This is a genomic window from Brevundimonas sp. FG128 (genome assembly GCF_057809775.1).
Genome location: NZ_JBMDKP010000003.1, coordinates 363,435 through 377,846, shown reverse-complemented (window position 1 = coordinate 377,846; position 14,412 = coordinate 363,435). Strand labels below are relative to the sequence as shown.

16 protein-coding genes are annotated in these 14,412 nt (G+C 64.0%); 9 read left to right on the top strand and 7 right to left on the bottom strand.

Annotated features, from left to right (window positions below):
* Positions 1-9 precede the first annotated feature (9 nt).
* The gene (gene ahcY / locus ACODSC_RS10335; protein WP_488813812.1) at positions 10-1,401 is read right to left on the bottom strand and encodes an adenosylhomocysteinase; all 1,392 of its coding nucleotides are present in this window, start codon (positions 1,399-1,401) and stop codon (positions 10-12) included.
* Between the two features lie 134 nt (positions 1,402-1,535).
* On the opposite strand from ahcY, the gene ACODSC_RS10330 reads away from it, so the two are divergent.
* The gene (locus ACODSC_RS10330) at positions 1,536-1,952 is read left to right on the top strand and encodes a Tat pathway signal protein (RefSeq protein ID WP_488813811.1); all 417 of its coding nucleotides are present in this window, start codon (positions 1,536-1,538) and stop codon (positions 1,950-1,952) included.
* Positions 1,953-1,956: 4 nt separating this feature from the next.
* Here the strand turns inward: ACODSC_RS10330 and ACODSC_RS10325 are convergent, their stop codons facing one another.
* Positions 1,957-4,134: a primosomal protein N' gene (locus ACODSC_RS10325; protein ID WP_488813810.1), complete on the bottom strand. Its 2,178-nt coding sequence runs from the start codon at positions 4,132-4,134 to the stop codon at positions 1,957-1,959.
* A gap of 68 nt (positions 4,135-4,202) precedes the next feature.
* Here ACODSC_RS10325 and fsa point away from each other — a divergent pair, with 68 nt between their 5' ends.
* The 3 genes from fsa to ACODSC_RS10310 are packed head-to-tail and all read left to right on the top strand — an operon-like array spanning position 4,203 to position 6,533.
* Entirely contained in the window at positions 4,203-4,856 is a 654-nt protein-coding gene (fsa, locus tag ACODSC_RS10320; protein ID WP_026108568.1) for a fructose-6-phosphate aldolase, read from the top strand.
* A 37-nt stretch (positions 4,857-4,893) separates the two neighbouring features.
* The gene (locus tag ACODSC_RS10315; RefSeq protein WP_488813809.1) at positions 4,894-5,607 is read left to right on the top strand and encodes a DUF484 family protein; all 714 of its coding nucleotides are present in this window, start codon (positions 4,894-4,896) and stop codon (positions 5,605-5,607) included.
* Entirely contained in the window at positions 5,589-6,533 is a 945-nt protein-coding gene (locus tag ACODSC_RS10310) for a tyrosine recombinase XerC (protein WP_488813808.1), read from the top strand. The genes ACODSC_RS10315 and ACODSC_RS10310 overlap by 19 nt, the downstream gene beginning before the upstream one ends.
* 13 nt (positions 6,534-6,546) lie before the next feature.
* Here ACODSC_RS10310 and ACODSC_RS10305 read toward each other — a convergent pair whose 3' ends face one another.
* Positions 6,547-6,897 carry a hypothetical protein gene (locus tag ACODSC_RS10305; protein ID WP_488813807.1) on the bottom strand — a complete coding sequence of 117 codons (351 nt, stop codon included), beginning with the start codon at positions 6,895-6,897 and terminating at the stop codon, positions 6,547-6,549.
* A gap of 227 nt (positions 6,898-7,124) precedes the next feature.
* Here ACODSC_RS10305 and ACODSC_RS10300 point away from each other — a divergent pair, with 227 nt between their 5' ends.
* Positions 7,125-7,502, top strand: coding sequence for a hypothetical protein (locus ACODSC_RS10300; RefSeq protein ID WP_488813806.1), 378 nt, complete (start codon positions 7,125-7,127; stop codon positions 7,500-7,502).
* Positions 7,503-7,631: 129 nt separating this feature from the next.
* Here ACODSC_RS10300 and ACODSC_RS10295 read toward each other — a convergent pair whose 3' ends face one another.
* Both ACODSC_RS10295 and ACODSC_RS10290 read right to left on the bottom strand, forming a co-directional pair.
* Positions 7,632-7,922 (bottom strand): hypothetical protein, encoded by a 291-nt coding sequence (locus tag ACODSC_RS10295; RefSeq protein WP_488813804.1) that lies wholly within the window; start codon positions 7,920-7,922, stop codon positions 7,632-7,634.
* A gap of 84 nt (positions 7,923-8,006) precedes the next feature.
* The gene (locus tag ACODSC_RS10290) at positions 8,007-8,429 is read right to left on the bottom strand and encodes a hypothetical protein (protein ID WP_488813803.1); all 423 of its coding nucleotides are present in this window, start codon (positions 8,427-8,429) and stop codon (positions 8,007-8,009) included.
* A 100-nt stretch (positions 8,430-8,529) separates the two neighbouring features.
* Between ACODSC_RS10290 and ACODSC_RS10285 the strand changes: the two genes are divergently transcribed.
* On the top strand, positions 8,530-8,790 hold the full coding sequence (locus ACODSC_RS10285; protein ID WP_488813802.1) for a helix-turn-helix domain-containing protein: 261 nt from the start codon (positions 8,530-8,532) through the stop codon (positions 8,788-8,790).
* 40 nt (positions 8,791-8,830) lie between these two features.
* Here the strand turns inward: ACODSC_RS10285 and ACODSC_RS10280 are convergent, their stop codons facing one another.
* Positions 8,831-9,400: an SOS response-associated peptidase family protein gene (locus tag ACODSC_RS10280; RefSeq protein WP_488813801.1), complete on the bottom strand. Its 570-nt coding sequence runs from the start codon at positions 9,398-9,400 to the stop codon at positions 8,831-8,833.
* A gap of 9 nt (positions 9,401-9,409) precedes the next feature.
* Positions 9,410-9,736 carry a helix-turn-helix domain-containing protein gene (locus ACODSC_RS10275; protein ID WP_488813800.1) on the bottom strand — a complete coding sequence of 109 codons (327 nt, stop codon included), beginning with the start codon at positions 9,734-9,736 and terminating at the stop codon, positions 9,410-9,412.
* 174 nt (positions 9,737-9,910) lie between these two features.
* Here ACODSC_RS10275 and ACODSC_RS10270 point away from each other — a divergent pair, with 174 nt between their 5' ends.
* From ACODSC_RS10270 to hsdR, 3 genes are all read left to right on the top strand, one after another.
* Positions 9,911-10,285 (top strand): LexA family protein, encoded by a 375-nt coding sequence (locus ACODSC_RS10270; RefSeq protein ID WP_488813799.1) that lies wholly within the window; start codon positions 9,911-9,913, stop codon positions 10,283-10,285.
* Positions 10,285-11,526 (top strand): Y-family DNA polymerase, encoded by a 1,242-nt coding sequence (locus ACODSC_RS10265; protein WP_488813798.1) that lies wholly within the window; start codon positions 10,285-10,287, stop codon positions 11,524-11,526. Before ACODSC_RS10270 ends, ACODSC_RS10265 begins: the two co-directional genes overlap by 1 nt.
* A gap of 435 nt (positions 11,527-11,961) precedes the next feature.
* Positions 11,962-14,412 carry an EcoAI/FtnUII family type I restriction enzme subunit R gene (gene hsdR, locus ACODSC_RS10260; protein ID WP_488813797.1) on the top strand — a complete coding sequence of 817 codons (2,451 nt, stop codon included), beginning with the start codon at positions 11,962-11,964 and terminating at the stop codon, positions 14,410-14,412.

Here is a 14,412-nt window from a genome sequence, read left to right as displayed (position 1 = left end):
GGGGAGAGCTTAGTAACGGTAGTGATCCGCCTTGAACGGGCCTTCGACCGGCACGTTGATGTAATCGGCCTGGTCCTTGGTCAGGACGGTCAGCTTGGCGCCCAGCTTGGCCAGGTGCAGCATGGCGACCTTCTCGTCCAGGTGCTTGGGCAGGGTGTAGACCTTGTTCTCGTACTTGTCGGCGTTGGTCCACAGTTCGATCTGGGCCAGCGTCTGGTTGGTGAAGGACGCCGACATCACGAAGGACGGGTGGCCCGTGGCGTTGCCCAGGTTCACCAGGCGGCCTTCCGACAGCAGGATGATCTTCTTGCCGTCCGGGAACTCGACGTGGTGGACCTGCGGCTTGATCTCGTCCCACTTGAAGTTCTTCAGGCCGGCGACCTGAATCTCCGAGTCGAAGTGGCCGATGTTGCAGACGATGGCGTTGTTCTTCATCTGCCGCATGTGGTCGACGGTGATGACGTCCTTGTTGCCGGTCGTCGTCACATAGATGTCGGCGCGGCCGGCGGTGTCGTCCAGCGTCTGGACCTCATAGCCTTCCATCGCGGCCTGCAGGGCGCAGATCGGGTCGATCTCGGTCACGATCACGCGGGCGCCGCCCTGGCGCAGCGAGGCGGCCGAGCCCTTGCCCACGTCGCCGTAGCCGCAGACCACCGCGACCTTGCCCGACAGCATGACGTCGGTGCCGCGACGGATCGCGTCGACCAGCGATTCCCGGCAGCCGTACAGGTTGTCGAACTTGGACTTGGTGACGCTGTCGTTGACGTTGATGGCGGGGAAGGGCAGCTCGCCCTTTTCGGCCATCTGATACAGGCGGTGCACGCCCGTGGTGGTCTCTTCCGACACGCCGCCGATGGCGTCGCGGATGGCCGAATAGAAGCCGGGCTTCTCAGCCAGATAGCGCTTCATGACCTTGAAGAGGGCCTCTTCTTCTTCGTTCTGGGGATTGGCCAGGACCGAGATGTCCTTCTCGGCCTTCGGACCCAGCACGCACAGCAGGGTAGCGTCGCCGCCGTCGTCCAGGATCAGGTTCGGATAGCCGCCGTCGGCCCATTCGAAGATCTTGTGGGCGTAGTCCCAGTATTCTTCCAGCGTCTCGCCCTTGGTGGCGAAGACGGGCGTGCCGTTGGCGGCGATGGCGGCGGCGGCGTGGTCCTGGGTCGAGAAGATGTTGCACGAGGCCCAGCGCACTTCGGCGCCCAAGGCTTCCAGCGTCTGGATCAGGACCGCCGTCTGGATGGTCATGTGCAGGCTGCCGGCGATGCGGGCGCCCTTCAGCGGCTGGCTGGCGCCGAACTCCTCGCGCAGAGCCATCAGGCCCGGCATTTCGGTTTCGGCGATCTCGATTTCCTTATTGCCCCAGTCGGCAAGGGAGATGTCGCGGACGATATAGTCGGTCATGGGTCGGGCTCCTGGCCGCAAGAAGGTTTGGGGCCTCATAGCCCGGCAGACGTGAAGGAGCAATAAACATATAAGGATGTCCTTATATGCGTAGCTCAGCAGTTTCTTAAGCGATACCTGTTAGGGAGTAGGCCATGGAACGCCGCGCTCTTCTCGGTCTCGCCGTCGTCGCGACGGCCGCCGCCTCGACCTCAGCCTCGTCGCCCGCCAGGGCGTCGTCCAGCAGCGGCGGCGGGACCGCGTCCGCGGAGACCTATTTCCGCCTGCCGGTCGTCACCGCCTCGATCATCCACGCCAGCGGTCGTCGCGGCGTCCTGTCGATCGAGACGGGCGTGGACGTGCCCGACGCCGCCCTGCGCACCCGCGCCCAGCAGTCGGCGCCGCGCCTGCGCGCCGCCTACAACACCGCCGCCCAGCGCTTCGCCAACAGCGTCCGGCCGGGCGTCGTGCCCAACATCGATCAGCTGTCCGCCGATCTTCAAGCCGCGACAAACGCCACCCTGGGCCGGCCCGGAGCCCGCGTGCTGCTCGGCACGGTGATGGCGGTCTAAGCGCTTACAAGAAAGAATAGGGGTCCACGTCCACCGTCAGGCGGACCGAGGCCGGGACCTTCACCCGCGCCAGCCAGGCGCGCAGGAAGGCCTGGATGTTCACGTCCCGGTCGGCCCGCACCAGCAGTCGCTTGCGCCGTCGCCCCCGCACCAGGGCCAGAGGCGCATCGGCGGGGCCATAGACCTCCAGCCGTTCGGCGTTGGGAATGGCCTGGGCGAGGTCGTTGGCCGTCTTCTCCACCGCTGCCGCATTCTCGCTCGACAGGATGATCGCCGCCAGCCGGCCGTAGGGGGGCAGGGACGCCGCCTCTCGCTCGGCCATCTCCGCCTCGACGAAGGCGTCGCGGTCGCCCGCCGCCAGCGCCATCAGCACCGGATGTTCGGGGGTCCAGGTCTGCAACAGGGCCCGCCCCGGCCGATCCGCGCGGCCCGCTCGCCCCGTCGCCTGGGCCAGCAGCTGATAGGTCCGTTCGGCCGCCCGCAGGTCGCCGCCGCGTAGCCCCAGGTCCGCGTCCACCACCCCCACCAGGGTCAGGCGGGGGAAGTTGTGGCCCTTGGCGGCGGCTTGGGTGGCGACCAGGATGTCGATCTCGCCGTCGGTCATCCGCTGGATCAGGGCGCGCGCCGACCGGGCGTCGGGCGCGGTGTCGGAGCTGAACACCGCCGTCCGCGCCTCGGGGAACAGCTGGCGCACCTCCTCCTCGACCCGTTCGACGCCGGGGCCGACCGAGACCAGCGAATCCTCGGCCCCGCACGACGGACACAGCTTGGGCCGCGCCATGGAAAAGCCGGTCAGATGACAGACCAGTCGTCCGGTATAGCGATGCTCGACCAGCCAGCTGTCGGTGTCCGGCGCCGTCAACCGATGCCCGCAGGCCCGGCACAGGACGACGGGCGCATAGCCGCGCCGGTTCAGGAACAGCAGCGTCTGCTCGCCCCGCAACAAGGTCTCGCCGATGGCCAGGCGCAGGGGCTGCGACAGCCAGGTCTGGGGATCGGGCGTATTCTGGCGCAGGTCCAGCAGGGCGATGTCCGGCAGCACCGCCGTCCCGTGCCGCGCGCCCAGCTTCAGCCAGCCGTAACGCCCGCTTTGGGCATTCCACAGCGTCTCCAGCGACGGCGTCGCCGAGGCCAGGACCACCGCAGCCCCCTCGATCCGCGCCCGCGCCACCGCCAGGTCTCGCCCGTGATAGACCAGGCCTTCCTCTTGTTTGAACGAGCCGTCGTGCTCCTCGTCCACCACGATCAGACGCAGGTTCGTAAAGGGCAGGAACAGGGCCGAGCGCGCGCCGACCACGATGTTGCAGCGCCCGGCGACGACCGCCTCCCACACCTGGCGACGGCGCGGCGGGGCGACGCCGGAATGCCATTCGGCCGGGGCGGCGCCGAACCGCGCTGTGATCCGCTCGATCAGGGCCTGGGTCAGGGCGATCTCGGGCAGCAGGATGAGGATCTGCGCGGCCGGATCGGCCCGCAGCACCCGCGCAATGGCCTCCAGATAGGCCTCGGTCTTGCCCGACCCCGTCACCCCATCCAGCAGGAAGGGGCGGAAGCCGCCACCCGCCACGCCATCCGCCATCGCCGTCGCCGACGCCGCCTGGTCGCCGTTCAGCGAGGCGGGGGCGTGGTCGGGGTCGGGCCGGTCGAACGCCGCCTCGGCAGTGATCTCGATGATCTCCAGCACGCCCTCGTCGATCAGGCCCTTGACCACGCCCGACGACACGCCCGCCGCCCGCGCCAAGTCGGCCGGCGGCATGGCGCGATCGCCCAGGGCCTCCAGCACGCCCGTCCGCGCCGGGGTGGCGCGCGACGGCGACCGCTCGCCCAGGCGTCGCACCCGGCGTTCCGGCCGGGGCCGAGGCGCGCGCAAGCCCTTCAACGCCGTCGCCGCCATCTCGCCCGGCGCCGACAGGGTCCAGCGCCCGGCCCATTCGACAAAATCCATCACGCCCGCCGGCAGGGGCGGATCGTCCAGTCGGCTGTCGATCGCCTTCAGGCGCCGGTTCGAGCCCGTCGTCTCGAACACCTCAGACACCACGCCCCGGATCAGGCGCGGCCCCAGCGGCACAGCGACCTGATCGCCCCGCGCCAAATCTCCGTGTGCCAGGCTCAGCGCCTCGGGAACCTCGTAGTCGAAGGCCTCCGGCACCGGAAGGGGAATGAGGACCGAGGCGACTTTCACTTGATCCTCCCCCATCGGGGGAGGATTGGGCTCGATTCCTATCGTCGGTGGCGCTAAAAGCCCTGCCCATGAAACTCTTTCTCGATACCGCCGACGTCGCCGTCATCAAGGACATGGTCCCCACCGGAATGGTGGATGGCGTCACCACCAATCCGTCGCTGATCGCCAAGTCGGGTCGGAACATCGCCGAGGTCATCGCCGAAATCTGCGCCCTGGTCGAGGGGCCGATTTCCGCCGAGGCCGTCTCGCTCGATTTCGAGACCATGGTCAAGGAAGGCGACAAGCTGGCCGCCATCGCGCCGAACGTGGTGGTGAAACTGCCCCTGACCTGGGATGGCCTGCGCGCCTGCCGCGTCTTCACCGACAAGGGCATCAAGACCAACGTCACCCTGTGCTTCTCGGCCGCCCAGGCGCTGCTGGCCGCCAAGGCCGGCGCCACCTTCGTCTCGCCGTTCGTCGGACGTCTAGAAGACAACGGCGCCGACGGCATCGGCCTTCTGGAAGAAATCCGCGTCCTGTATGACGTGCACGGTTTCGAGACCCAGATCCTGGCCGCGTCCCTGCGCAATGTGGGCCATGTCGCCGCCGCCGCCGTCGCAGGATCGGACGCCGCCACCTTCGGCGCCGACACATTCAAGGCCTTGGTGAACCACCCGTTAACCGACAAGGGTCTTGATGCCTTCGTGGCGGACTGGGCCAAGACGGGTCAGTCTATTCTGTAGCATCGCGGTTCCCGGAGAGGTCTGTTTGAGCGGCTCATTGGACCTTTTCGAAACGTCGGAATCGGACGCAGCGCCCCATATCGGCGACGGCTTGCATTGGCCCGACGTGCGCGGCTGGCTGCAGACCCATCCCCAGACCCTGCTGGACGACCGCTCCCTGCTGGAAGAGATCGGTCTGCGGCCGCACGGCCGCAATGTGGTCGAGTTCGGCGCCGCCGCCCTGACACGACTGGAGGCCGTGGTCGAGCGCGAGACCGGCGCCCGGCGTGAGATCGAACTGATCGCCCGCGCCAACTTCGCCGCCCAGACCCAGACGCATGTTGCGACCCTGGACCTGATGGAGGCCAAGAACCATTCCGATCTGGCCCGTCGGCTGGATGCGGCGGCGCAGGGGCGGTTCGGCTTGGCCGGCGCCGCCATCGCTCTGGAAAAACCGGGCGGCGTGCCCTTCGGCTGGCGCGCCTTGGAAGAAGGCGATGTCGACAACCTGCTGGGCGAGCATGGCCTGACCTGGCTCGGCCCAATGATACAAGGACTGAATTTCTTCGGCGCGGCCGAGGAACAGGTGCGGTCCATCGCCCTGGTCCGCATGGCCCCGCACCTGACGCCGGGCGGACCGCCGCGCCCCTGCATCTGCGCCTTCGGCTCGCCCGAGCCGGAAGGCTTCACACCCAACATGGGCTGCGAACTGGCCGCCTTCCTGGCGCGGGTGACGGAGCGGATGGCCGAGCGATGGCCCGTCCTGAACTGAAAAGCCCTGAACTGACCGCCTCCGACGCCCTGCGCGCCTGGCTGGACCATCTGGCGCACGAGCGTCGGCTGTCGCCGCGCACGCTGGAGGCCTATGGGCACATCGGGCGGCTCTATGTCGCCTTCCTTGACCGCCATCGCGGCGAGGCGCTGTCGCTGAAGGACATGGGGACGATCACCGCCGCCGAGGTCCGCGCCCACATGGCCGAGCGACGATCCGGAGATCACCCATTGGCGGCCCGGTCGCTGAGCCAGAGCCTGTCGGCCATTCGCGGTTTCCACGCCTTTCTCGACCGGCGGCTGGACACGCCCGCTCCGCAGTTGGCCCTGGTTCGCGGTCCCAAGGTCAAGCCGTCCCTGCCCCGGCCGGTGACCGAAGATCAGGCGCGCGGCCTGCTGGCCGAGCCGGACGCCGATCCCGACGCCGAACCGTGGGAGGCCGCGCGCGACCGGGCGGTGCTGACCCTGCTCTACGGCTGCGGCCTGCGGATTTCCGAGGCCATGTCGCTGGTCCGCAGCGATGCGCCGCTGGGCGAGACCCTGCGCATCGTCGGCAAGGGGTCCAATACCCGGATCGCCCCGATCCTGCCCGCCGTGCGCGCGGCGGTGGACGCCTATCTGGCCCTGCTGCCCTTCCCGCTCCAGCCGACCGACGCCCTGTTCCGCGCCCGACGCGGCGGCCCCTTAAGCCCGCGCCACGTCCAGGCCTCGGTCCAGCGGCTGCGCGGGCGGCTCGGTCTGCCCGACCGCACCACCCCCCATGCCCTGCGCCACAGTTTCGCGACCCATCTACTGGGCGCCGGCGCCGACCTGCGTTCGATCCAGGAACTGCTGGGCCACGCCAGCCTGTCGACGACCCAGAAATACACCGGCGTCGATGCGGACAGGCTTCTCAGCGCCTATGCGGCCGCCCATCCCCGCAGTTAAGGCGTTTTTGAAATCAGAATCGCGGCGTCGCCGGGGCGCCCCAGCTCGGCGAGGGCCCCAGTTCGCGCCCCAGGGCGCGGGGCTGATCGGGTATGGCGAAGCTGATCGGCAGGGGACAGCCGTTCTGATCCCGACGATCCAGCAGCAGATAACGGCGCGCCTGTCCCGCGTCGCGCCCGCGATCCAGCAGGGAAGAAGGTCCGGCGGCGGGCCGCGCGGCGCCATTCGCCTCGGTCAGCATAGTCTCGCAGCCCCGGGCGGCGGGGTCGATGTCGGGGATCACCCGAACCTTCGGCGCGTCCTCGAGCGGCGCAGGGTGAACGACCGGTTGTTGGGCAAGCAGCAGCATCAGCAGGCTCAGCATGGCATTCTCCGTTTCACGCGCAAACGATACGCCTGCAACTCCGGATTGACCAGATCACCCTAGCGCTTGCCGTCGCGCTTGAGGTTCGCCGATCGAACTCCGTCGGGAGTTCGCCGTCCGATCAGCCGCCTTCGCCTCCGCCGCAACGCGTCGTTAACCGGCGAGGCGCAACCTTCCTCGGCCCGGTCGCTCCAGACCGCGCCAAACCAGCCGGGGAAGGGCCTGAAGTGTCCACCAAGATGACCTCGAGCGTGCGTCGCCACAGCGACCATTTCGAACCCCAGGACACCGATCCTCAGGAACAGCGCCGCCTGCGCGGCCAGCTGGAACAGATCGACTACGCCGCCTTCGTCGCCAACCGCGAGGTGATCGGCCAGGCCCTGACCGGCGTCGACGCCGCCTCTCTGCAGAAGCTGGCGGTCATGACCGCCACGGCCCGCGCCAAATGGGTCGCGGAATCCCTGCGCCTGGCCCACTCAGGCTCGGCCGTCACCGCCGACCAGGTCGCCCGCCTGACCGCCGCCCGCACCGCCTTCGACGAACTCGCCGAAGCCTATGAGGCGCTGCGCCGCATCATCGAGCGCGGCTATGTCGCGCTGAAATAAATTCTCGGAAATCGCCTGGTGGAGCCGAGGGGAGGCTCCACCAAACTCTAACTTCAAGCGCAGCTTAAGTGCCCCAAGACCGTTGATCAGCGGGAATTTGGTTACGCGTAGCAGATGCGCGTAGCAGCGTCAGCCCTGAACACAATCGGCCCAAGCGAGCTTCGGCTGACCACCGGAAAACACCAGACGCCACGTGCCAACTTTGCGACCAGCGGGAACGGTCGCATCGCCGAGAGAGCGCTCGCCCTCTTCCAGCGACCAATAAACACTGAGGTTCGCATACATCTCCGCGTGAGCCTTGGTCCGCTCGGTCAGGACGCCGCACGAGTAGGCGACGGCGTCCTGCTGGTCGCCACATATAATCGGCTCGATGCCGGAGACTTGTTCTCCAAGCATTGTGATGAGATTGAAGGTAAGCATTTCCTGTCTCCAAATGTCGTTGGAGACAGACAGTATCAGACTGATTTTACTTAGGTTTAGGCAATCACGCGGACTATGTAGGGATTAGCGCCCACCGAAATACTGCAGCCAGTGCGAAGCACCGTAGGGTCGGTTTACGTCGAGCTCGACGGTTCTGGTCTGTGATCCGATCTGAGCCTCAACCCACTCTCGACCCTGGGCGATGGAGCCTTCCCCGTTGGGGACGACGGTGTAGGTCACGAACTGGCGGACCTGGTCTGAGTAGCCACGCTGGCGGAAGCGGAGGAAGCGGAGGTTTGCCTTCTGCTCATTGGTCAGGGTGGTCTCGCACTTCACCTGGTTCGGCGTGACCTCGATCACCGAGCCGAAAGCCATGCAATGCTGCGAGATCCGTTGGACCAGGCGCTCAGGAGTCGTGGTCTGATACGTAAAACTCGTCTTAGGCTGAGCATTGGCAGCAACCGCCGGCGAGCTTGCCAGAACCACAGCCACTACGAGATTTTTCAAGCGCACAGACTTCTCCGAATAGGCTCACAAGCTTGGTTCCGAAATAGAACCAGATGCGACTGCCTCTAGCGCAGGTCTTCCCTCCCTGGAAGGCGCGCGGATGCGGAAGTGGGTGTCATCAGAAGACTACCGGACAGCCGTTCAGGTCGTCGTGGCGGCTCGCCTTGCAAAGGGGCTGACACAGCGCGAGGTGGAAGGGCGTTTGGGGAAGGTTCATCATGGCTGGCTCGCAAAAATCGAGGTGGGCGAACGCCAGATGAATGTGCTGGACATGATCGCCATCGCTCGCGCGATCGGCGTAGATGAACGCGTTTTATTCGACGACTTGCTGAGCCGTCTGCCAGCACAGCTTGACGTTTAGAGTCCGATTTCCTTGGCTGAGAGCCGAACGCTCAGCCTCTTTACGGAAACACCTTCTTCACAGACAGCGAGCCCCCTGCAGAGGGCTTCAGAAGCTCGTTTTGAGGACGCTGGAGCGTCAACCAGTCCAATCCGTCTCCAGTGCCCATGACGACGATCTGACGGTCGTGGTAGGGCGCGATGTCGGGACCAGGCTCTGTCGTCAACATCGCCCATGCACCATCCTTGACGAGCCCCGCGATCCAGAACCATTCCTCGTTCGCCACGGTGAACGACCATTTGGTCTTACGTTTCTGGCCCGGCTCAGCGTCAGTGAACTCGTAGAAAGCACTGGCCGGGACCAGGCATCTGTTCGACTCCTCAAAGCTGCGACCGTCGCTGCGGAAGTTGAACACTGGACGCCCCTGCGGGGATTTCCACGCCCACTTCAGTTCGGTTAGCAGGGGGCCTTCGTCCCAAGTCACAACAGGAGCCAGATCACCAATCCGGATGTCATCGCGAGGCTGCAAGTTGGGGATCACGCCACCTTCAAAGCGAAGGGGAGACCCGCATTGGCTGAACGCCTCAACGATCCTATTCGCGGACACATGAGATGCGAAGTTGTTACACATAGCGGCGCACTAGCTGGCGAAGGTCTCTATCATTGAGGTGACCGCTTCGCGCTGCTCCTGGCTGAGCTTCGACCAAGCTCGCATCATCCGGTGAGCGCCGGGAAAGTCCGCGTTGTCCTCTCCGAGCAGTTCGCTGGCTTCGCATTTCAGCGCATCAGCGGCCAGCACGAGCTTGGAACTCGCGATCCGGTTTTTGCCCTCTTCATATTTCTGCACTTGCTGAAAGCTAACGCCGGTCGCAATGCCAAGCTGGCGCTGTGACATGCCGCAAGCTTCCCTGCGTTTGCGAATGGCCTCACCGATCTGGGCGTCCAGGCGCTTTTCATAATCGCTCATTGGGACAGTAAGCACCGGCCTGAGCCTTGTGGGCAAGCAGCGATAGGCCAAGGGCGCGATAGAAAGTAGCCACCGTCCTCAACACGTCAGAATGGGACGCAGAGCCCCTGTGGAACATGGGCATGATTTCCGCACGCCCTTGCTATGTTCTTGTTTTGTGCTCATCGCTGACTGATGGGCGAGAGGGCATATCAGGGCGACGAGACCACCGGGTTCCAAAGCCCGGCGCAGGACCACGTTGAAGCGGTTCCAGACTTGGCCGATCTGCTCGAACTCCGTCGGCCCCAACGCTACGCCGTCCGCGTCAAAGGTGACGGCCTGAAAGCTCGCGGGATCCATTCCGGCGACATCCTGGTGGTCAACACAGACGGAGAACCTCGCACAGGAAAGGTCTGTGTCGCCTTTCTTCACGGCGATGTCGTGCTGGCGGTGCTGACTGAGAAAAATGGCGTCTGGTGGCTTGAGCCGGCGAACCAACCGGCTCAGGTGATTTCAGACGAGACCGAGGTTTGGGCGATGATCGCCGCCCTAGTCAGGACCGAAGTGTGATGTTCGGGCTGATCGACGGCAATAACTTCTATGTTTCCTGTGAGAGAGCTTTCGACCCCACCCTGGTCGGGAAGCCCGTCATCGTCCTGTCGAACAACGATGGGTGTGCAATAGCCCGATCCGCCGAGGCCAAGGCGCTGGGAGTGAAGATGGGAGAGGTCTGGCACCTGTCCAGACGCAAGCCAGAGTTCCGCAATGTCATTGCGAAATCGTCGAACTACGCCCTCTACGGTGACATGAGCCGCCGGGTGTTCGAGGTCTTGTCGGAGCACTTTCAAAGGGTCGAGCCCTACTCAATCGACGAGATGTTTCTCGATCTGACGCAGTTCGCGCGGGTGGACTATTGCCGACGGGTTCGTGACCGCGTGAGGCAGGTAGCGAAAATCCCCACTTGCATTGGCATCGGGCCAACGAAGACCCTGGCGAAACTGGCCAACAAGCACGCAAAGGGCTTGGTGGCTGGCGTATCGGATTTCAGCGACATTGCGGTTCGTCGCCGCGCCTTCGAAGAGATGCCGATTTCTGAGATTTGGGGCGTCGGCGGTGCATCGCAGACCAAGCTGAATAATCTCGGCGTCTTCACTGTGGAGCAGTTCGCGGCGCTTCCCTCTGCGTCGGTCCGGAAGCTGATGACCGTCACTGGACAGCGGACCCACGCCGAACTGAACGGCGTGTCCTGCATGCCCTTAACGTTGGCGCCGGAGCAGAAGCAGACCGTGTCAGTCACACGGATGTTCGGTCGTCCGGTGGAGACTTGGGTGGACATGCGCGAAGCCTTAGCCGCTCACGCTTCGCGGGCCGCTGAGAAGTGCCGCAAACACGGGCTGTCGGCGAACGCGATGCAGGTATTCTTCCACACGAACCCGCACTCCGGCGAGCCATGGTATAACGGACAGCGGTCATTCGAGATCGAGCAAACGAGCGACAGTTTTGCTCTGATCCGCCAAGCGGTGGCGGCGGGCCGATCGATGTGGAGACCAGGCCTCCGCTACGCCAAGTGCGGTGTCATACTGCTGGACCTTCAGCCGGAAGCGGAAAGCCCGCGAGATCTGCTATCAACGGCTGACTCGGTGCGATCTGAACGTCTGATGGGGGCGTTAGACGCGGTCAACGCGAGGTTCGGGCGAGGCACCCTTCGCCCTGGTGGAATAGGCAAGGAGACGGCCTGGTCCACCAGGGCAAACAACCGTTCGCCAAGATATACGACCCGTCTGACCGACCTTATGGAAGTGCATGCATAGCGGCATGGGGGCACGTCTGCTGTCCGCAATATACCGAGCGGTGTCCGCAATATTCCGAGAGAACTCCGCCATGACGGTTAGACGTCGGCCGATGCATGCTGTTCGGAGCAAAAAGCCGGGCTGTGAGAAGCGCCTGCCCTGTCATCTCGGAATATCGCGGACACCGCTCGGAAGATCGCGGACATTTCCGGCTGGACGGCCGCCGACAATGCAAGAGCTAGACATTGTCGCGGAGCGATTAAGCCAAGGCAGTGGCGCCGCCCCTTCAGATTTCTGTCTTCCACCCATTTGGGCGACGTGAATAGCGTCGTTGACACAACGCATGCTTGCCGAATGAAGAGGTTCTTGCTCTGGTAATGTGACCGATGGGGGATGATTGATGACCAGCTACACAATCAAATCAGGCGGATCCGTTCATGGACGCCTTCGACGCGTATGACACGATATTCCTTCAGCGAGCGAGACGTCTGTTCGAAGTTTATCACGCCCGCCGTTACAGGCGCTGGTTGGGATCTTGCCTCTCAAATCCGAGAAGAAGTCAGCTTCACCAAAGGTCGCATAATCGTTCGCGGCAAACTGGTCACGCGAGGCAAGGCCAAGCGGGCCGACTATGTCCTCTACCACAAGCCGAACCTGCCCATCGCCCTGATCGAGGCGAAGGACAACAAGCATAGTGTCGGAGACGGCATGCAGCAGGCGCTGGCATATGCTGAGACCTTGGACATTCCTTACGTCTTCTCATCCAACGGCACAGGGTTCGTTTTTCACGACCGGACGGGCGTGAGCGCGGAACGCGAAACAACTTTGTCTCTCGCCGCCTTCCCTTCCCCCGAGGACCTGTGGTCGCGCTACCGGACGTGGAAGGGGCTGACCCCGGAGGCTGAAAAAATCGTTCTTCAGGACTATTTCGACGACGGCAGCGGAAAGGTGCCTCGCTACTACCAGGTCAACGCCGTCAATGCCGCAGTTGAGGCGATCGCCAAAGGCCAGGACCGCGTCCTGCTCGTGATGGCCACGGGGACCGGCAAGACATACACGGCCTTCCAGATCATCTGGAGGTTGTGGCGAGCGAAACGGAAAAAGCGGATTCTGTTCCTCGCCGACCGCAACATTCTCGTCGATCAGACCATGGTGAATGATTTCAGGCCTTTCGGGCCGGCTATGGCGAAATTGTCGACGAAGTCGAAAACCATCGAACGGTCTGACGGAACACAGATAGACTTGCCTTTAGCGATGGATCGCCGCCGCCGGATCGACACTGCCTATGAGATCTACCTTGGGCTTTATCAGGCCATCACCGGCCCGGAGGAGGCGAAGAAGCTCTACCGAGAGTTTTCGCCGGACTTCTTCGACCTCATTGTTGTGGACGAGTGCCATCGCGGCAGCGCTGCCGCCGACTCCGCTTGGCGCGAGATTCTCGACCACTTCTCGTCGGCAACACAGGTTGGACTGACCGCTACGCCGAAGGAGACCGAATACGCCTCGAACAGCGCCTACTTCGGCGAGCCCGTTTATACATACTCACTGAAGCAGGGCATTCGCGACGGCTTCCTCGCGCCCTACAAGGTCATAAAGGTCCACCTCGACCGCGACATCGAAGGCTATCGTCCGCAGCATGGCGATACCGACCGAGGTGGAGAGGAGATCGAGGACCGCATCTACAACACCAAGGATTTCGACCGCGTCCTGGTCTTGGATGAGCGCACGAAACTAGTCGCGCGTCGCGTCACGGAGTTTCTGAAGGAGAGCGGTGACCGTTTCCAGAAAACTATCGTTTTCTGTGTGGATGAAGAACATGCAGACCGCATGCGTCGGGCGTTGGTCAACGAAAATCAGGATCTGGTCGCCAAGAACGCCCGCTACGTCATGCGCATCACCGGCAGCGACCAGGAAGGTCAAGCGCAGCTGGGTAACTTCATCGACCCCGAGGCGCGCTATCCCGTGCTGGTGACGACCTCACGCCTTTTGTCGACCGGGGTCGACGCCCAGACCTGTCGCTTGATCGTTCTGGACCGCTCGGTGGGGTCAATGACCGAGTTCAAACAGATCGTCGGTCGAGGCACCCGCGTCCACGAGGACACCCGGAAATATTACTTCACCCTCATGGATTTCAGGGGTGCCACCAACCACTTCGCCGATCCGGATTTCGACGGCGAGCCGGTCCAGATCTACGAGCCGGGCGACTTCGATCCCATTACGCCTCCCGAAGATGCTGAGGTGATCGAGGAGGGCAGTGACTCCGTGCCTCCTGTTCCGGGACCGGACGAAGTCGTAGTTGATCAGCCTGACATCACAATCACTGACGGGTTGGGACGGAGGCAGCGAAAGGTGTTTGTCGACGGCGTCGCCGTGGCGGTCGTCTCGGAGCGGATCGAGTATCTCGACGCGAACGGAAAGCTGGTCACGGAGAGCTTGCGCGACTTCACCCGCAACACGCTGCGCAAACAGTATGCATCGCTCGACGCCTTCTTGAGGCGCTGGAATCAGGTGGACCGCAAGCAGGCCATTATCGAGGAACTGGCGGACGAGGGACTGCCGCTGGAGGCGGTCCGCGACTTGGCGGGCAAGGATCTGGACCTCTTTGACCTGATCTGTCACGTCGCCTTCGATCAACCGCCCCTTACACGCCAGGAACGTGCTGACAGCGTCCGCAAGCGAGATGTGTTCACTCGCTATGGACTGCAGGCGCGCACGGTCCTAGAGGCCCTGCTGACCAAATACGAGGACGAGGGGCTGCTGAACCTCGACGACGTTCAGGTGCTAAAGATCGCACCCTTTGACCAGATGGGCACGGCTGTGCAGTTGGTGAAGGCATTTGGCGGGCGATCGGGGTATGAGCGCGCCGTTCACGACCTCCAAACAGCCCTTTACGAAAAGTCCGCGTAG